The organism is Paenibacillus sp. FSL R7-0345, from assembly GCF_038595055.1.
Lineage (GTDB): Bacteria > Bacillota > Bacilli > Paenibacillales > Paenibacillaceae > Paenibacillus_AQ.
Genome location: NZ_CP152002.1, coordinates 5,759,504 through 5,778,200 on the forward strand (window position 1 = coordinate 5,759,504; position 18,697 = coordinate 5,778,200).

Annotated in this window: 22 protein-coding genes; 1 reads left to right on the plus strand and 21 read right to left on the minus strand. The window is 45.7% G+C overall.

What is annotated here, in order from left to right:
* Positions 1-21: 21 nt before the first annotated feature.
* From NST84_RS24810 to NST84_RS24890, 17 genes are all read right to left on the minus strand, one after another.
* Positions 22-1,110, minus strand: coding sequence for a glycosyltransferase (locus NST84_RS24810; RefSeq protein WP_342562768.1), 1,089 nt, complete (start codon positions 1,108-1,110; stop codon positions 22-24).
* A 780-nt stretch (positions 1,111-1,890) separates the two neighbouring features.
* The gene (locus NST84_RS24815) at positions 1,891-2,064 is read right to left on the minus strand and encodes an aspartyl-phosphate phosphatase Spo0E family protein (RefSeq protein ID WP_342562769.1); all 174 of its coding nucleotides are present in this window, start codon (positions 2,062-2,064) and stop codon (positions 1,891-1,893) included.
* Positions 2,065-2,153: 89 nt separating this feature from the next.
* Complete coding sequence (locus NST84_RS24820) at positions 2,154-3,590, minus strand: hypothetical protein (protein WP_342562770.1); 1,437 nt, start codon at positions 3,588-3,590, stop codon at positions 2,154-2,156.
* 8 nt (positions 3,591-3,598) lie between these two features.
* Positions 3,599-5,506, minus strand: a complete 1,908-nt coding sequence (locus tag NST84_RS24825) for an LTA synthase family protein (protein WP_342562771.1) — start codon at positions 5,504-5,506, stop codon at positions 3,599-3,601.
* A 195-nt stretch (positions 5,507-5,701) separates the two neighbouring features.
* Entirely contained in the window at positions 5,702-6,901 is a 1,200-nt protein-coding gene (locus NST84_RS24830; protein ID WP_342562772.1) for a hypothetical protein, read from the minus strand.
* Entirely contained in the window at positions 6,901-7,551 is a 651-nt protein-coding gene (locus NST84_RS24835) for a sigma-70 family RNA polymerase sigma factor (protein ID WP_342562773.1), read from the minus strand. Before NST84_RS24835 ends, NST84_RS24830 begins: the two co-directional genes overlap by 1 nt.
* Before the next feature lie 538 nt (positions 7,552-8,089).
* Positions 8,090-8,728 carry an ABC-2 transporter permease gene (locus tag NST84_RS24840; protein ID WP_342562774.1) on the minus strand — a complete coding sequence of 213 codons (639 nt, stop codon included), beginning with the start codon at positions 8,726-8,728 and terminating at the stop codon, positions 8,090-8,092.
* Positions 8,721-9,590 carry an ABC transporter ATP-binding protein gene (locus NST84_RS24845; RefSeq protein WP_342562775.1) on the minus strand — a complete coding sequence of 290 codons (870 nt, stop codon included), beginning with the start codon at positions 9,588-9,590 and terminating at the stop codon, positions 8,721-8,723. Before NST84_RS24845 ends, NST84_RS24840 begins: the two co-directional genes overlap by 8 nt.
* On the minus strand, positions 9,587-9,967 hold the full coding sequence (locus NST84_RS24850) for a GntR family transcriptional regulator (RefSeq protein ID WP_039876742.1): 381 nt from the start codon (positions 9,965-9,967) through the stop codon (positions 9,587-9,589). Before NST84_RS24850 ends, NST84_RS24845 begins: the two co-directional genes overlap by 4 nt.
* Positions 9,968-10,103: 136 nt before the next feature.
* Positions 10,104-10,454 (minus strand): hypothetical protein, encoded by a 351-nt coding sequence (locus NST84_RS24855; RefSeq protein WP_342562776.1) that lies wholly within the window; start codon positions 10,452-10,454, stop codon positions 10,104-10,106.
* A 254-nt stretch (positions 10,455-10,708) separates the two neighbouring features.
* A complete protein-coding gene (locus NST84_RS24860) occupies positions 10,709-10,924 on the minus strand; it encodes a hypothetical protein (protein ID WP_342562777.1) in 216 nt (71 codons plus the stop codon).
* A 423-nt stretch (positions 10,925-11,347) separates the two neighbouring features.
* Positions 11,348-11,557 (minus strand): hypothetical protein, encoded by a 210-nt coding sequence (locus NST84_RS24865; RefSeq protein WP_342562778.1) that lies wholly within the window; start codon positions 11,555-11,557, stop codon positions 11,348-11,350.
* Between the two features lie 53 nt (positions 11,558-11,610).
* A complete protein-coding gene (locus NST84_RS24870; protein WP_342562779.1) occupies positions 11,611-11,817 on the minus strand; it encodes a hypothetical protein in 207 nt (68 codons plus the stop codon).
* 11 nt (positions 11,818-11,828) lie between these two features.
* Positions 11,829-12,392, minus strand: a complete 564-nt coding sequence (locus tag NST84_RS24875; RefSeq protein WP_342562780.1) for a hypothetical protein — start codon at positions 12,390-12,392, stop codon at positions 11,829-11,831.
* Positions 12,393-12,519: 127 nt separating this feature from the next.
* Positions 12,520-13,755, minus strand: a complete 1,236-nt coding sequence (locus tag NST84_RS24880) for an IS110 family transposase (protein WP_342562781.1) — start codon at positions 13,753-13,755, stop codon at positions 12,520-12,522.
* 218 nt (positions 13,756-13,973) lie between these two features.
* Positions 13,974-14,231: a hypothetical protein gene (locus NST84_RS24885; protein ID WP_342562782.1), complete on the minus strand. Its 258-nt coding sequence runs from the start codon at positions 14,229-14,231 to the stop codon at positions 13,974-13,976.
* Positions 14,228-15,025, minus strand: a complete 798-nt coding sequence (locus NST84_RS24890; RefSeq protein WP_342562783.1) for a recombinase family protein — start codon at positions 15,023-15,025, stop codon at positions 14,228-14,230. Before NST84_RS24890 ends, NST84_RS24885 begins: the two co-directional genes overlap by 4 nt.
* A gap of 182 nt (positions 15,026-15,207) precedes the next feature.
* Between NST84_RS24890 and NST84_RS24895 the strand changes: the two genes are divergently transcribed.
* Positions 15,208-15,417, plus strand: coding sequence for a helix-turn-helix transcriptional regulator (locus NST84_RS24895; protein WP_025694734.1), 210 nt, complete (start codon positions 15,208-15,210; stop codon positions 15,415-15,417).
* Positions 15,418-15,668: 251 nt separating this feature from the next.
* Here the strand turns inward: NST84_RS24895 and NST84_RS24900 are convergent, their stop codons facing one another.
* The 4 genes from NST84_RS24900 to NST84_RS24915 all read right to left on the minus strand — a co-directional run bounded on the left by NST84_RS24900 (position 15,669) and on the right by NST84_RS24915 (position 18,696).
* A complete protein-coding gene (locus tag NST84_RS24900; RefSeq protein ID WP_342562784.1) occupies positions 15,669-16,574 on the minus strand; it encodes a hypothetical protein in 906 nt (301 codons plus the stop codon).
* A 133-nt stretch (positions 16,575-16,707) separates the two neighbouring features.
* Positions 16,708-17,325, minus strand: a complete 618-nt coding sequence (locus NST84_RS24905) for a helix-turn-helix transcriptional regulator (RefSeq protein WP_342562785.1) — start codon at positions 17,323-17,325, stop codon at positions 16,708-16,710.
* A gap of 121 nt (positions 17,326-17,446) precedes the next feature.
* Positions 17,447-17,896 carry a hypothetical protein gene (locus NST84_RS24910; RefSeq protein WP_342562786.1) on the minus strand — a complete coding sequence of 150 codons (450 nt, stop codon included), beginning with the start codon at positions 17,894-17,896 and terminating at the stop codon, positions 17,447-17,449.
* An 11-nt stretch (positions 17,897-17,907) separates the two neighbouring features.
* Positions 17,908-18,696: an RHS repeat-associated core domain-containing protein gene (locus NST84_RS24915; RefSeq protein WP_342566517.1), complete on the minus strand. Its 789-nt coding sequence runs from the start codon at positions 18,694-18,696 to the stop codon at positions 17,908-17,910.
* Between the last annotated feature and the right edge of the window lies 1 nt (position 18,697).

Below are 18,697 nucleotides of genomic sequence, written 5' to 3' on the forward strand. Positions count from 1 at the left end.
GCTCCTTCATCCCTTTGGATTTCACATTTGTGAAGTGAGAACATTTAACAGCTGAGGCAGCCTTGCCGTAAAGGTGTGATGGCGCAAGGTCGTCTGCAATCCCCGCAGCGCGAATTTCCGCCGCTCGTGCTCATGCTTCAGGTAGTAATCGATTTTGTGCTTCAGCTCTTCCGCCGAGGCAAAGGTCTCCAGATCGTGGCCCGGACGGTAGTAGCTGTCCAGATCCTCGCGGATATCCGTCAGCTGCATCGTTCCGCAGGCGCTGATCTCATAGGTACGGGGATTAATGGACCGGGATGGCAGCTGAAAGGTATTGCGGTTATCCAGACCGCCTTCCCACGGCCGGTGAATGTTGATGACCAGCTTCGCCCCGCTGTAGTAATTGGCTGTTTCCTCTGGAGGAATAAACCCGCTCCGGATAAACGGCGACAGCTCCTCAAACTGGCTCAGCCGCTCCCAAAAGCCCCCGGCAATCAGCACTTTTTTCCCCTTCAGATAGGGTGCCAGCTCATCAAAGAGTGCTGTGCGGTTGCGGAACGCGTTGCCGATGAACACAATGTCGAACTGATGCTGCGGCCCGGTCCGGCGCGGGTAGAACATCTGCGGATTGACGCAGAGGGGAAGGTAATGGACCGATTCCGCCCCCAGTGAGCGGTAGAATTCAACACACCCCAGCTCATGGGTAAACACATGGTCATAATGCAGACAAATAACGGAAGTATCCTCGGTAAAATAGGGGTCATCCGCAAACCAGATTGCTGTAGCGATGCCCATTTTTCTGATCTCATCCATTTGTTCCAGATGATTCTCGGGAAATACATGCAGTCCGTTCATGACCAGCACAGCCCCTGGCTGCTCACGCGCTGCAACCTCCAGCATCGTCTCAGGACTTGCGAGAACCAGTTCACTGACCAGCAGCCGGAGCGCTTCTGTGATCCCTGTATCTATCGCTTCAAACCCCTGGGGGACATACATCAGCTTAAAAGGCCGGCATGCCTCCACCTCCGGAGAATTCAGGCGTTTCACAGCTTCACATAAGCCGAGACGGTATCCCTCCTGATAGCCGTCCCGGTAATCCCGCGGACGCGTTCTTCTCTTTTTTGCTTTCACGGCTTTCACCCTGCCCCGTCATATTCTCAAGACAGTAGTACTATATGCGGAGTCAGCATCCGTCTCATGGACATCTGCCATGCCCGGCAATAAATTGGCAGATGCCCGCTGTCAATCACCCCGGGTTGCCCGCACCTTTGCTGATTCCTTCCACTCCAGCCACCGTCTCGCCAACACAAAAAAAGAGTGCCCCAGGCAGCCAAACCGCCGCCGGAGCACTCTTTACAGGTAATTATGTTAGTAGCCAGCTTTGTTACTCATTCAATCTATAAAACTAACTATTATTGGTTGTGCAAAATCGGCCCGCCAAGAGTGTGCGTTCAGCCGTACGTTCCGCGGTGTGCGCATCCGTGTGTGCATCCATGTGCTCATCCGTCCGATCCGCTGTTTACCGATCCGTGTGCTCAGCCGGGTTAAACTAAGTGGATTTTCGCCATCTATTTCTCAACTATATAGCTTTTTTAAGAAATCAGTTGGAAAAAAGCTACTTAATTGTTCCGAATTTACTCCAAACAGGCGACACACCCCAACCTAAGTAACACTTTTCCACTTAGTTACCGTAAACTCGAATAAACCAGGAAATTAAGTAGCAAAAATCCACTTAGTTCCCCCCATCTGCCCGCTTCCACCCGATTCAGAGGCACTTCTGCCTCTCCTTTCCCCCACCTGGCCACTCCTCCTCGCAGACAAGTACATTTCATCCCCAACACCCATAAAAAAAGGACACCCAGACGGCCAAGCCGTCTAAATGTCCAAGATATTCAACACTGTTCTCTTATGCTAATAGGGCATGTCATCCTTGTCGGTAAGACATTCCGTATACTCATTCAGCAGCGCATCCAGCTTAACGGACTGGCGCAGGACTCTGATATCCTGCACTCCGTATAAAAGAGCCAGCCGGTTCAGCTCCTGTCTTGCCTGCTCGATTCGGTCCCTGTGTTCGTCATTACCCATAGCGGCCCCCTTACTCAGATGAGGCTGTAAGCCATTGTTAATCTTTTACTCAAGTTCCAAACACATTGTATTCGATTATGCACCCAGGGTCAATTCCCCAAAGTCCCATTCTTGCGCCCCAAAAATCCTGCAGTAATACGCACAATTCCGCCGAGCATGACTACCGCCATCATATCAAAGCTCACATTGAACAGGAACAGATGCTTCCCGATATCCGCCCGTCCGTCGCCGAGAATCGGCACCAGGAAAGAGAACAGCCCGATCAGGCCAAGCAGCATGAGCAGCTCTCCGGCAATCCGGCCGCGGCGCTCCGCTGTACGGAAATAATAGAACAACACTCCTGCGTAATAGACCAGGTAAAAGAGGCCAAGGAACCAGAGCGAATCGGGCAAATGATTGTTTTTGAACTCACTCCACCCGCTGTATGTATAGGCTACCGCCCCTGCCGGCTTACCCAGGCTCTGCTCATAGCTTCCCAGATAATAGGGACGGATGGACATACTGTTCTGCGCCGCATACTCCATATTATCTATCAGCCGCGAGGGATGTTTTAAATAGAAGAAAAGGACATCCTTATGCGAGATCCGGTCATAAAAATCCGGCTTCAGCGAAGGATCATCCTGCTTAATCGCCGTATCCCCCTGAAAATAATTCGTTCCCGCCAGCACCTCAAGCCGCTCCGGCAGCCCGAGATCACGCAGATCGCCGCGCACATCCGGGGACTCATTCAGAATTCCGAAGAACACCGTCTGATACAGGTTGATATGCTTCAGCTCTTTGGGCGCAGTCACGTACAGAACCACCGATACAAGCGCAACCGCCACAGCGAACCGCCGGGCCAGCTTCCGGAAGCTCCCTTCCCGTTGCAGAGAACCCATACGCCAAAAAATCAGCATAAACGCAAGACCGACCGGTGCGTTCTGGATTTTGGAGCAGACGAGAAACAGCACAGCAATGAAGAAGAGCGTCAGCCCTTTATTGGTCGGATTCTCCTGCATCGTCAGTCTCAGGCCCAGGACAAAGGTCAGCAGCATAAACACCATCGACACCGGCTCACCGAACAGGGAGTTGAAATAAGCCAGATACCCGATATCGTAAAAAACAAACAGCATCCCGGCACCAAGCACCAGTCCCATAACTGTGGAGTGCTTAGCCCCCAGCTTCACAGTCAGCCAGGTCGCGGCCAGCAGCAGCACGGCATACACCGCCCCGAGAGCGCGGATGTCGAAATAACTGCCGTGAACCAGCCCGGCCAGCAGCCGCGGCACCAGCACCAGTAGAATCTGGGAAGAAGGATAGAAGCCTCTGAACAAGTTGTCATAGGCAAACTGCGAATGGCTGAAGCTGAAAAAGCGGTCGGCATAGCTCTCCGCAGCATTATAATAGTTCAGTCCCACCGTATTCATCATCCGCAAAAAATCGCCATTATCGGCCACCCCCACAAACGGCTGCAAAAACAGCAGATACAGAATCAGTCCGCCTCCGGCCAGGGTGACCAGAACCTGCGGCTTTAGTACTCTTTTCATAGCTCCTCCTAGCGCTGCGGCAGCAGCTTCACATATTCATCAGACAGCTTCATCAGCTGCAGAATATAGTTATAATCACTCTCATACTTGCTGTAGTCTTCTACAGGCTGAAATGTTTGAAGTGACACAGCTTCACCGTCAGCAAAGCTTTTGCCTGGCACAAACATAATCTCATCGTTGAAAAAAGAGCCGGACGGCATGTAATAACGCATCCCGATTACATTGCGCTCTATATTGAGCAGGTCGTGCCCGAAGGCCGTAAAGCCTTCTGCTTTCAAGTCCAGACCCAGCAGATTGGCTACGGTCGGTAGAATATCCAGCTGCCCTCCGACACGCGTTACTGTCCTGCCCTCAGTCATTCCCGGCACATGCACAATCAGCGGAATATTGAACCGGCTGATACGCGGGTGATACGAAATACCCAGCGCTTCCCCCACCTGCTCCGGCTGTACATCCTGCGGCTGCAGGCCGAAATGGTCGCCGTACAGCACCAGCACCGTGTTCTCCCACAGCCCCTGCTGCTTCAGCCCCTCAATCAGTGTACCGATCGCATAATCGGTGTAGTTGATTGCTGTCAGATAATCGCCCAGCATGTTGCCTTCCAGCGAATCCGGCATCTTGATCTTCCGGAAGCTGTCCGGAACCTTAAACGGATGATGGCTGGAGGCCGTCACCAGCTGCGCATAAAATGGCGTCCCCTGCCGGTTCAACTGCGCCAGCTTCTCTACAGCGGTAACATACAGCTGCTCATCAGAAGCGCCGAATGAATTAAAGTGATCATTGATGAAATCACCCTTGTCATAGTACCCGTTAAAGCCCAGCGCCGGATACAGCTCATTGCGGTTCCAGAAGCCGACTTTATTGACGTGGAAGGTATAGGCCTCATAGCCTTTTTCGCGCAGCAGACGCGGCAGGCTCGGCAGCTCGCGGTCCCCGAAACCGGTGGACATCGCCAGCGTGCCGATCGGGTAGATTGAGGTGTTGCTCATAAACTCGGCGTCCGAGGTATTGCCCGGGCCGATCTGCTGGAACACACGCGGAAAATAAAAGCCCTCACCTGCCAGCTTGTTCAGTACCGGCGTCAACTCCTGCCCGTCCAGTGTCTGAAGCAGCGGAAAGGCCTGGAATGCCTCCAGCTGGATAACGATGACGTTTTTACCTTTTTGCGAGCCAAAATAGTCCGGAACCGTTCCGGCTGGCTTGCTGCTGTAGGGATAGGATGCTTCAAGATTGTTTATTTTGGCAACCGTTTCATTAATATCGCCCGTGCCGATCAGCCCGTTATCCTCCTGCGCTTTGAGTACCGCCACCACCTCATAGTTCAGGAACCCGGCGCTTTCCGCCTGCACCAGCTCATTGGTAATACCGCGTGCAGAATGTACAGAGTATGCAGACAATAAACCTCCGCCGATAATCGACACCAGTATAACAACAAGCTGGATTCTCGTGGAGGCCGGACGTGCTCCGCTACTGTAACTCCGGCTATGATAGGCTGGCCCCCGCTGCCATCTGCGTATTCCGGCGTAAACGCCCATTACTACAAGGTCAGCGAAGAACAGGTAATCCACCAGCTCAATCGTCGATTCCACACTTTCTTTAACCTGGAATACCTGATTTAACTCATAAAAAGCCAGATAGGTCGGAACCGAACCGAAATGGTTAAAATAAACACTGGCCGCAAACAGCAGCAACGATAAGATGACATTGAAGCTCCAGTAGGCAGCCGTCTTGATCCGCCGGGGCAGCAGTACCGTCAGAATACCCATAATCAGCAGCACCGGCGCCAGATCCATGGCAATCCATTCCCAGGCGATCCGTTCAAAAAACAGCAACCGCAGCAGCAGCAGCTTCAGCCAGACCAGCCCTGCTACAACGTAGAACTGCACCGGCAGCATTCTGGTATTTTGTTTGTTCATAATGATCCCTCTTACTTCCATACCATATTTCTGTTAACTAAATTCCACTTTTTTGTAAAAGTTCAGATTTATCTAGTATAGCAATTGTTGTTTTGTTACGCAAAACAACCCCGTAAACTATAATTCTTTAACAGCAAAAAGAGACACAGCCTGCTGCAGGCTGTGTCTCGTCTTGATCATGTATAAATCACTTCATTAATATAGGGTTGTGTTACTTTCTCTTTTTATAATGAAGCTGTACATGACACCGTCCAGATTGTAAGAGGCTTCAATCGCCGGCGCACCGCTGCGGCTCTCGAACGTAACCACTCCCGGCCTTGAGCCGTTCTTATCCATCCTGTAATCCTCCTCCAGCCGGATGCCGTACAGCTTATCCGCGATGGCGGCAGCTGCGCTCTGCAGCTTGGCGCTGTCCATTTTGAGCAGCTGCTCTTCTTCGTCCTTGGTATATTTGAGATTGGTGGTCTCTATGATGCCCAATGTATTATTGTATACATCCAGAAGCGCACCGGTATCATAATTGAAGGCAACCGCCGTGGTGATGTTCTCCACAGGCCCGTAAATAAGCGTGATCTCCTCCGGCATTCCTTCTATTATAGCTCGGACTGCCCTGTTCAGCTGCTCTTCCCCGTCGCTTCTGATCAGCCTCAGCCCCTGCAGTGCAGTCTGCTTCATTTCCTCATTAACCTCGTTCAGCTCTACGTCAAAGTAAGCGGCTTTAAAGGCCCCGTTCGCAAATTTTATGGCGGCATCTGCTGCAGTAATGACGTTTTGCACCTGTATGCTATGATCAGCCGTACGCCCGTAGTCTATATAACGTGTATACCCTGTAACTTCAAACTTCCCTTTATAGCCAAGCTCCAGCAATTTCTCTCTGGCTTCATCAATCAGGCTATTGTCCGTTCCTTCTGGATCGAGTACTGCATTCATGGTATAATTCTTCGCTTCTCCTGTCTTTACATCAATACCAATGGAAGCGTAAGCCTTGCTGTACTCACTATACTCCAGCTGTACGTATTCCGTATTCCGCACATGCTCCAGCTTTTGAAATGGAATGTCCCGGCCAAGCTGCTCCAGTATCAGCTGCTCTGCGATCTTTTTTAGCGCATCATCGCTTAGCTCCGTTTGCTCCTCTGCAGGAACCGTAACACCTGTTGTGTTATTAACGTCCAGTGGTCCGTTATCCAGATTAAGTGCTGTCGCTCCGGCCAGCAGCAGGAGGATGGCGGCAGCCATGATTCCCAGCCTAAGCTTCCAGCGTGTGCGGGGACGAGCCGGTTCAGCTCCGGCCCGCAGCCTCCGCATCACCTGATCGGCAGAGGAATCGGTAAACCTGGTCTCCTGGAACGGCCCCTTGCGGGCCTGTTCATACCACTGCGGCTCACGTTCATCCATTATTGTAACCCCCTTAGTTTATCCTGGACTTTGCGGCGTGCCCGGTGCAGCCGCGATTTGACGGTTCCCGGCGGCAGCTCAGTCAGAGCGGCAATTTCATTGATGGACAGCCCGGCCTTCAGATCCAGCACAAGCACCTCCCGCAGCTTATCCGGCAGCTTCATAATAATGCTCCAGATGTCCCGCGTCTGCTGGTTACCCATGTACTCCATCTCTGCCGAGCGTGTTGTGCCTAGCAGCTTTTCCGCTTCTGTCTCCGCTCCGTGGTAATCCCGGGCCGCCGGCGTAATGCTCTGCACTTCTCCCCACAGGCCGGTGCGGAAGAAACGCGACTTACGGTACGTGAACACCGTGTTCCGCGCAACCGTTAACAGCCAGGACTTCAGGCTGGATGTTCCCTTATACGTGCCGATCCGGTAGAAGCATTTTACAAATACCTCCTGCGTCAGATCATCCGCCTGCTCCATGTTTTTAGTTAAATAGTAGATATAATTCCAGATATCATTGCCGTACAGGCTCATAATCTCCCGCAGCTGGTCTTCATCCATCGCTTCAGCGGGTTTGAGCTTCTCCTCCAGCCCATTCTTCAGCTTATACCTTAGCTCAACCTTGAACTCACTCTTCAGCCCGTTTAGTTCCAAGCGCTTCACCTCACTTAATACGACCCTGTTAATATAGGAAAGGTTCCCTTTATTTTCTATTAAGAATATCTCATCCCTGCTTAATTGCACTTAATTGCACTCTGTACACTTAAAACGCCACTTTTTCCGCCCAAAGCCCGTTTAAGTGTATTCCGTGCAGCTATAATGGGCAGATAATGCTCGTTTGGACCAATCCGGGTAGAACTAGTTGCACAAACTACAGTTATATGGAAAATAAACCATTTACTCATCGGTTTAGCTGTATAAAGTACAGCTATTTGGTCCGGCGGAGGGGATGGTGGGTTTGCAGAACAGATTGGCGGTGGCGGGTTTGCCGTGGTGGGTTTGTGGTGGCCGGCTTGCGGTGGTGGGTTTGCGGTGGTGGGTTTGCGGTGGCCGGCTTGCGGTGGCCGGCTTGCGGTGGTGTTTCAGCAAGCACAGCCAGTCAAGTTACATTTACCGGAAACAAAAAGACCCCCGGCATCTCCAGAGGTCATCGCATTGTTTATATAGCGCTACTTTTGCAAGCAATGCGGGTTATTTTACACTAAATATCCTTGGCAGTGAACACCCGCAGCGAGATCAGATAAGAGCAGAATAGAATCAGCACATAACCGAGGTCGGCAATAACCGGCACCAGCGGACTGTCTGTACTGCCGTTGCTCACCCATTCTGCCAGTCCGGGAAACCATTCCATCAGCTGTTTTATCGCAGCGAAATTAAGCATAATCAGCATGATAAACACCATATTGACCACCTGCGTTCCTTTGCGGCCCAGCCAGTAATGAAGCGGAAGATAGAAGGAGGCCAAGAGCGGAAAACCGGCGATGCAGAGCAGCAGCTCTCTCCAGGCAAGCGGATCGGTAGTCCGGCCGGCTGAGAAGGCGACCAGATAGAGCAGTACAGTGCAGGCGTAGCTGAGGATCGAGTAAGGGAGCATCGCCAGATATTTGGCCAGCACAATCTGCTGTCTCGGAACAGGCAGACTGACCAGGAACTTCTGGTTATTATGCTGCACATCCATTGTGCAGGAATTGATCAGGAGCAGCATGGCCGGAAGCAGGGCGAACACAGTGTAATTATCAAAGTTCGTAAAGCCCATGACCAGATAGTACGGGATCAGCAACAGGATAAACTTTTGCACAATAATGAAGTCTTTGCGGATGAGATGGAATGAATTATACACGCAGATCGCTCCCTTTTACCGAGAAATACATAATTTCCTCCAGCGTTGGCGTCTCGCAGATCCCCGTATCCTTAAAGTAACGCTCGCCCTCCGCACGGTTGCCCATCAGCCCTTCAAAGCCGTGTGCGCTCTCGCGAAGTCCCAGGAACAGACGGCGGGTGTCGCGGTCGAGCAGCTCTTTGCCGCCTTTGACGAGCAGATACTTTTCCGCCAGCGCTTCCTTCATCTCATTGAACACAATCCGTCCGTCATTCACAAACACAATATAATCGGCGATCCGGTCGAGATCGGTGGTGTTATGGGTGGAGAAGAGAATGGATTTTTTCTCGTCCTGGATGTGTTCGGTTAACAGATCCAGCAGCTCCCGCCGGAACACCGGGTCAAGCCCTGACGTAGGTTCGTCCATAATAAGCAGATCAGCACCGTGGGATAAAGCGATGGCGAGCGAAAATTTGATTTTCATCCCCTTGGACAGATCCTTAATCTTCTTGCCCGGAGACAGCCTGAACAATTCCTGGTACTTCACATATGTATCCTCATCCCAGCGGCTGTAGAAGGGGGCGATCACCTTTTTCATCTGCTTGACCGTAAGCTGCTCGTAGTAAATATTCTCGTCCGATACATAGCCGATCCGTTCCTTGACCGCTGACTCCTGCTCTTTATTCTGCCCGCCAAATAACTGAACGTCCCCCCGGTCCGGGCGGACCATGCCCATAATCATCTGGATCAGCGTGGTTTTGCCAGCGCCGTTGGGGCCGATCAGTCCGGTAATATAGCCTTCCTTGATGCCCAGCGAAATGTCCTGCAGCGCAAAAGCCCCATAGCTCTTATGTACATGCTCCAGCCTGATACAATCGCTCATTCCTGCTCCTCCTCGTAGATAAGTTTCAGCATCTCTGCCAGTTCTGCATAAGACAGCCCCAGCTGCCTGCTCTCCTCAATGACTTCCTTCAGCTTCAGCTCCAAGATCCGCAGCCGCTGCTCCTTAATGAATTCCTGATCCGCCCCGGACACAAAAGAGCCCTTCCCTACGATCGAGTTAATCAGACCCTCCCGCTCCAGCTCCTCATAAGCCCGTTTGGTCGTAATCACACTGATCTGCAGCTCCTTGGCCAGCTGGCGGATGGACGGCAGAGGCGTCCCCGCTCCCAGCTCCCCCTGCAGAATCAGCTGCCTGACCTGCGTCACAATCTGGGCATAGATCGGCTCTCCTGATGTACTTGATATCAAAATGTTCATGCTGCGGCACCATCATCCTTCGGTGAAATGTGTTTAATGTATATATTTAATATATACATTATATAAGGAGGGGTGTCAAACATAAAAAAGACCTTGAAGATGAATCTCCTCAAGATCTTTTAAGTACACATTAACTTTAATATTGTTTGCTAAAAGGCAGTTCGAACATATCCAACTCGTTTTCATCCACTTTTACTCTAAACGCGACTACAAAATAACGCTTATCATCTGATGATAAAACAGTGATTTTTTCACGCTCTACATCCTTACCGGTTTTCCCTCTGATATAAAGAACGTCACCCTCTTCAGCTTCTTCGATCCTTAAATTAATAAGGCTACGCGGTAAATCTATATATGTAACATCAATAAAAATAATATCAATATTTTTAGCGTGATCAGCGCTTTTAATGCTTCTTATAAGTAATTCCCCGTGACTGATGTGATAGTACCAAAGTTTAAAAACTCTGCTGTCATCAAAAGATCTCAACACGGCTATGTCCTCCTCCTTCTTGTGATATATCTATAAAATTCATCTCTAGGCAAGCATTTTACATTAGTCACACCAAACCTCAGCATAAAATCGTTGTATTTCTCAAGATAATTTTTCTGAATAGAATTGCAGAAGTCGTACTGATTTTGAAAGGGGATCATCTCCCCATTGCTATTAATTAACTTCAAGTGAAAAATTTGATTATGGATGATTTGAGTTACCTTATAAACTTCAAGCATACACTCGTGGAACTAGGAAAAGCAGCCCTCTATTGATATTTCAGAAATTTCATCATTATTTAAATGAAGCGTCATAATTAAAAAATTGTCCAATTTAAATTCGTTCGTTCCTCTGGATTTATATTTTATTTTCAGGTCAGCCAGATTGCTTAGAAAATAAGGTATGGAGCTATTAGTTTCTACAAAATCTGAAGCGAACAATTTAACATAAAAACTTTCTGCTCCCATTCATTTCACCGCCTTTGTATATATTATCGTCTTCCTTCTCTTAGGGTAAGGCCTCTTTTGGGTAGCCTTTATCATAAATGAAACAGGGGAGAAGAGTGTACTCCGTGTGTATGCCATGAGTTTAAAGTTTTTTTTGATGGATTTGTTACAATTAATTTTGGGAAATGTTTTGAGATAGAGCGTTTGCAAGGAATTTAATGAATACGATGGATTGCAATAGGGCGAATACAAGTGTTAAAGAAAGTACTGACGTTCTCCATATTTACGAACATAAACACCTCTTGCAGCATCGTAGAGAGGTATAGTGCCTTGTCTAATTTATAGAGCGCTGGATAGGACTTTAACTAAAAAAAGAAACCACATGGAGTATTATTCACATGTGGTCCTAACTAAATTAGTTTAATTCATCAATTTTGAAATACATTAATCAATCGACCATGGCTCAATTGTTTTCACTGCACTCAGCGGAATTAACCGCCGTGTATCATCATGGTCCTCTTCAGGCATTATCACAATAGTATTGTTGAATGAATAATAATTAACATACAATCCTATTACATGTAAATTATCAAGAAATGTTATCTTTATATATTGATCCAAATAATTCTCCATAAAAATTTCTTGTTTTTCCATGGTAGTCCTCCTAATACTAAAGTAACTTCCATCTCAAGCCTGCAATCAATTTCCTAATTAAACAAACGAGCTATTGTTTTTATTGCACTTAGCGGAATGAAAAGACGTGCATCATCATGTTCATCTTCAGGAACAATGACTATAACATTATTAGAATAATAATAATCAACATAAGTCCCCGTTACATGTAAGTTATCAAGAAATGTTATCTTGATAACGTCATTTATATAACCCTTCATAAATATCTCTTGCTTTTCCATGATAAATCCTCCTAAATAACCTCTGGCTTTCTTTCATCAAAAAAGTATATTCCTTCATTTGTCCAAACTTGAACATCATACCTGAACGGTTTGTCTTCAAAATAATTGTACAATTTATTGCTTAAATTGATGATATCTATTAGTTCAAATTCAACATTTTTAAATGTCAGATCATAGATAACAACATCTGCACCTTGCTTCTCTATCCCTTCTTTAATTGCATTATATGCACTACCTAGTTTGAACTCACCTGTTTCAGAAAAGGATGTCTTTAATTCAACCTTGTAATAACCGTTTATTTTGAAATCATATTGATTTGAAATACCTTTAGCTTGTGGGTTTAAATAAACATCTTTCCCCATTTTCAACAACAAATTAAAAACATACTTTTCTTGATCTTCAAGTTTTTTCTTTGCATTATTACTTTCAGCAGTATATAACCCTCTACATACTGGTATGTTTTCTGGATGATAATCTGAAAAAGTTATCCCGAAAAATTCTAGTGCGAGATTACCGTCAACTCTCACTTTAACACTACCGCTTGGATCATTAAACATCAGAGGATTGTTTTCCACGTAAGTATACAAATTCAAACTCAGCGGATTATCAATCTGCCCCTCATACGTATCCTAGTTTATAAAGCGGGGCTTTGAATAAAGAAGGTGGCAACTGAGAATTCAATCCCAGCTACCACCCATTCTATCATCCCGCCTGCTGTGCAGGTGTATTCGGCATCACGTAGGCTGACTTTTTCTTCATCATGACATAGATGATGTTTACCAGCTTCCTCATTAAGCAGACCACCGCTTGTTGTTTCGTTTTCCCCTCAGCTATTTTCCGCTCATAATAAGCATAGAAATAGGCATTCTTTGGTTCTCGCTTGGTACGTGTGACACCAATCTGACGAATTGCAAGACTCTTGATAATATCATGCAATTCCCGATTGCCTTGCTTACTCTTGAAATTTCGTGACTTATTTCCTGAACCAACCGTTACAGGTGCTATTCCAGCAAATCGGGCAAGCTTATCAGAGGAAGAGAATCGGTGAATATCGCCAATCTCTGCCACAAGCTGCGCCGCTGTCACCACATTGATCCCTGTCATGGATTCAAGCTGGAAGCCAAGCTGCTGCATCAAATGCTCAATCTTACCCTCGATACAGACCAATTGTTCTTGAAAAAACCGAGCGGATTCCACTTGACTCACCACTACTGAATCTCTTGAATCCTGAAAATCCCGATACGTTTCTCCGTCTGCGTCGATCAGAGTAAGAATTTGATTTGCCTTCTTATGAGACAATCCATTGTTGCTGTGCTTTCGCAAGAAGGCAGCAAGGACTTCCTCAGACATGTCCTTCAAGGTATACGGTGAAGGGTAAGTCTCCCAGAAGGAAAGCGCCGTTTTCCCCTCTACTTCAGAGAAGAACTTTTTGTAACTGGGATAGGAATAGCTAATCTGCTGGTGCATCTTTTTTACCGTTTCCGTTAAACTGTTAGCCAACCATTTCCGCTGCGTCACAAGCTGGCTAATCGCCCAGAACAGGTCAACGGGTTGAGCATCCGGCAGGCGCTCCAACTCGTCTCTGAGCACCTTGGCAACGCATTCCGCATCCCAGCTATCCGACTTCTGAACGGTCACATGACTCTTTCTTCTGGCGTTAGCGAGCTTTGCATTCACTTCCTTCACCCAGCAACGATTGTCCTTCAGATAGACGGCGAGTCCCCTGCCGTAACCTCCGACATCCTCCAGTCCATAAACAACGGACAAGCCCTTCTTGATGTACTTCTTAAGTTCCTTGAGCAGTAAAGGAAAGGCAGACGGCTTGTTATCGAATTTTAGTTCTCCTAACTTCTTGCTCCAGCAGTCAATAATGACGGCTGTATGATGCTGTTTATGCAGGTCAACTCCTACATAGATTAGATTCTGCTGTTCAATCATGCTCTTTTGCTCCCTCTGTATTTGAATTGTTACTAATGGATTCGATTCGTTGCATTCAAGAATCTTTGCTGTCTTTATCGCTTGATCTGTATGTATCCAGCCCATTAGTAACCACTCAAACGAGTGGCGAAAACATCATGGATAAACAAGTTTGCATCCTCAGTTCGAGCGGTCGGTGCCGCAAAGATACGTTAGCAATCTCTTGTTTACGATAATGCTTAGAAAGCTGTAAGTTTTAACATCCCAGCAACATGTGACTTCTCCAGACGTACATAAAGCAGGTCTAGCCGCAGTTCTTCTGTGTACTCGTGAATCTTATCTATGATTTTCTCCGCTGTCGGCAAGTGAATCTCCGCAGCTTGTTCATGTGTAATTTGAAAAATAGCATTTTCATAAGCGGCAGTGGTTCGGAGACTTGTTAGAAGCTGATCTTCTTGCTCAACCAGCGATTCATACTTATCTTGTAATATCGTCACAAGCACATTCCTCCTGACGGTAGGATCGCTTGATGTTTACCGTCTGCTTCGATCTGCCCATAACGATACGTTCCTTGGTAAAATGCTTTACGATCTAGGATTCGTTTCACCTGTACTTTGGTGAATCTCTTCCCTTGTTCCGTTGTGAATCCTTCTTCGTTTAGCGTCTCTGCTAAAGCCGACAATGACCATACAGGGTATTGCTCTTTTAATTGAAATAGCCGCTGAACCGTGGATGCCTTCTGTTCGTCAATGAACATTTGCTTTGATCCCCGTTTTCCTTTGTAACCAAAAGGAATACCCCCACCTGCAAACTTGCCTTCGGAAGCCTTTTTGTTTCGTCCACGTCCCAGCTTCATAGCAATCTCCAGCCGCTGATAAGCATCCAGCAATTCCATCAAACCGTTAATCAAGAAGTCAGACGGGTCTTTCTTAAAAATGCTATAGGTCGGTTGTTCAATACTCCGAATGTCAATGTTGCGCTTTTTAAGCTCCCGATGAACAAGGACTTTGACGATATCGCTTCTCCATAATCTGCTTGTGTTCAGGACAACAACGTAATCCACCTTCTGAGTCGATACATAAGTCAGCATGTCTTGGAAGCCCTCTCGTTCGACCTCTAAGGCTTCCTCGTCCACTTTCGCTCCACTGATGCCCTCGTCGGTAAAAACCTGAACCAGATGCCAACCTTGCTGCTCACAGTACGACTGAATCTCGTCTTGCTGGTAGGACAAGCTGTAGCCATCCTTCACCTGACCTTGTGTACTGACCCGCACATAGCCTATGACATTCATAGGTTACCTCCCCCCGTTACCTTAGCGTTACATGAATTAGAATTGCTGTAACACTACAACTATATACCCTTAAGAGTATATATCGATTATAGTACCTTTAAGCGTAATATCAATGCTAGATTGGATACAATGTGATATAGTACGGTTAATAGTACGTTTTTACGTTGGAGGATTATTTCCCTATGAAATTAAAGATTCGCTTAAAAGAAATACTTGCCGAGAAAGGAATTTCTCAACGTCAACTCTCTATGCAAATGAACATTCGCTACGCAACGATCAATCATCTCTGTTCCGATTCAGTAGACAGAGTCTATATCCGAACGCTGGAAGCGATATGTGAAGCTCTAGACATCTCCATCCATGAACTGATTGTTGAAGATTCGGAAGCTTAAGGTGCTTAAATGTAAGTCGGGTCGGGCGCTGGATGTGCTACGCCCTATTCCTCAACAAGAATCATGCTTTTTGATGTAAACCACCCCCGGGTGTTTTCCTATCGTAATGGCGAACATTTCCCAGAAGGTAGGGGTTGAAATCTCTTTATTTTCAAGTAGAATAGAGACTATGTTATTTTTATTTCATCCAGCATGTTGGACTTTTTATCGTTATCGGCAAAATAACGTGTCCATCGGTGAGGATGTGTCTTCTAGCTATTTATAGCAAGACGATCTAGGCAGTTCCCTTGGGGGATTGCTATTTTTTTTGCTAAGTTTTTGCGATTGGCATAAGTCGATGGTGCATAAAGCTGCCTTAATTCAGGCTCATCGAATATGCTTTGCAGAAGTTGGAAACCAAGAACAGTTTCGATCTTGGATATGTTCTCTCTATTTTCCATTAGCCAAGACAAATCCATATCTCCAATTTCTTCTGGGTACTCGATCTGTGCAAGCGTCCTCTCCATCGTATAGTCAAAGAATGGTTTTTGGAGTAATTCTACTGCCTTTCTCGTTGTCGAGAATCTTCTCAGGTCGTTGTCACTAGGTCGAACTTCTATTCGAAGTATACCTTTAGAACGTTCAATAATCTCGTTTGATTCTTCTTCCTTTCGGGTCTGCTTATGCTTATCATAAAGCATAATTCTGCTGCTCTTATTCCGGTATTCAACGGTCTGGTCTTGGTTGTACGCTATTGTATTCTTGTAAGCAAGCTGCTGCCTACTGAGCATCCGCACATACTCACCGACCTTTTTACCTACTTGAAAATTGCAACAAACATCACATCGGCTTATTATCCATTCAGAGTGTGGAATATACACATCAAAGAGTTGGAGCAACCTCTCTTGCAATTGTTCAAAGAACAAGGGGATGTCTGCTTCTGTGAGCATAGTAACGTTGTCTCCATATAGAAACTTCGGCATGGATACTTGTACTGTGAGTGTTTGGCTATACTCGATATACTTCATGTACGGCAACTTTTCATCTTTTAACGTATAGCTTGTGTTTAATGCACCTGTTTCTTTGCTAAAGAATGTAGTTGAATTTCCGTTGTATTGATTCAATATATCTGGATCAATAGGAATAGGTTTTGCTTTCAGTATGATAGTGTCAAACATATGAAACCTTCTTTCATTTCTAGTAGTCTAAAATATTGGATGGGATTGGAGATGTTATAAGAATGAGAACGCACGGCTGGAGTCGGGCTATTGTTCAACTCGTGTCTATCTTTTTCATCGTGCTCACCACCTATTAAGGTTTAATTTCAGTTTCCTCGAACAGCTTGTCAAGCTTCTCAAAGAACTGTTTCTGTTCGTATTTTGCATAATCTGGATGTACTCCCCATTCGTTATCTCGGTGAACGAGATAATATAAGACCAATTCCAATGCTGTCTTTTTATTACGATTCTGTTCTTGAAATACTGTAACTACATCTTCAAGCCGTTTAAAATTCTCATTTTCTTCATCATTGACCAGTACTTCCAACTGTTCAATCAATCGTTCTTTTTTCTGCTCTTCATAGATATAGTCAACGAGCTGCCTATTATGCGAATAATGCTCAGTTGTTGTATATTCATATCCTTCGTCATCAACGCCTGTTATCTCAATTTCCTCATGTTCATCTGTTTTGGTTAAGTAAACCATAAGAATTTCCGACTTTTCGGATGGAAGCAACTCCTTCTGAAACAAGGTTTGATCTTCGATCCCAAATAACTCAGACAATTGTTCCAGACGTGGTTCAGGTATTTTACGTCTTTCTTTGATCCAGTCTTGAAATGTCTGCTTCGAAACCCCTATGGCTTCTGCTACTGATTTGTACTCCATGTGAAACGTGTCAGCTATAAATTGTAATCCAATCATCTCAATCACCGCCATACTTAGTATGTCTTTCTGCGATTAAATATATCACGCCATACTCAGAATGTCAAACGTTAAGTCAAAAGAAAAACCACATGTAGCATCCTACATGTGGCAAGAATGGATAATAAAATTAGTTTTCCGAAAGCCTTATTGCCTTTAGCAATGCCTCCGCTAGAGAAGACTCATTTAATTCTTTACCCAAGAAAAAGGTATTTCCCTCTTGATGAACATATCCCTTCTTATCTGAATACGTAGTTGGTGTAACTTGATAACCTTCCTCATCCCAATGTAAATTAACAACTTTCTTGTTTTTAATTGCTTTCTTGTAACCTTTTATTTTTAAGTGCTTCTCTATTGCTGTAACCTTTGGAAAATCATTATCGACCTCTTGCGAATAACACCGTTTAAAACTTTCTTCTATAGCAGATTGAAGTTCTTCAGTGTTATACGGGTGTCTAAGCTCTACAATATTGTTAACTTCAGCAGTAACTTTATGAACCGTCCATATTCCATGTGGTACAAAAAACAGATCATTGCTTTTATCCACATACACTGTCACATCTTTAAAATCAAAATTCAATTGATTCACTCCTATTCAACTATTTTAACGATTATTTGTATGCCTTGCTTACTGGCATCAGCAATTGCCTTATCCAATTCTGCAGCTTGACTTTTAGTTAGCTGTACAGGAGGAAGAGCAAGCTCCAAAATCCTCTTAGTTTGGGAATCCACCCTAACAGTTAAACCTCCATAAGTCGTGGTACTAAAATCATCCAATTTATTAACATAATTCATTAATGTACTATACAATTTATTTGATTTTTCATATGTCTTACCACTAATGTCTAGAGATTTTATACTAGTAACACTCTGTGCTACTCCGGTTTTCCCAAGAACAAACTTGTCTATGGTAGGAAAATTATTCACCATTCCACCTAAATCTTTTTCAATTTTATATCCTCGCTTAGAAAAACCAAGTGCCCACACACCAGTTTTAGCTTCTCTAAATTTCTCTGCCGTACTCAATGTTCTTCCAACATAAGAACCCGGGACAAATGGAAGAAATACAGATGCAGTATCCCACAATAGAAATGCAGCATTTTTCCAAGAAGGATGATTGTAAAACTCATAAGCGCTATAGCCCATACTTCCTATATCAATAATAGTTTCTACGACGTGTCCTGTTGGGTCAATATTGATAAGTGGATTATTATGCACATACGTATACAAATTCTGACTCAGCGGATTATCAATCTGCCCTTCATACGTATCCTCATTTATAAACCGACCAATACTCGGATCATAATACCGTGCCCGCAGGTAGTACAGTCCTGTTTCTTCATCGTAGATTTCCCAGGCATACTTAAAAGAGCCTAGAATC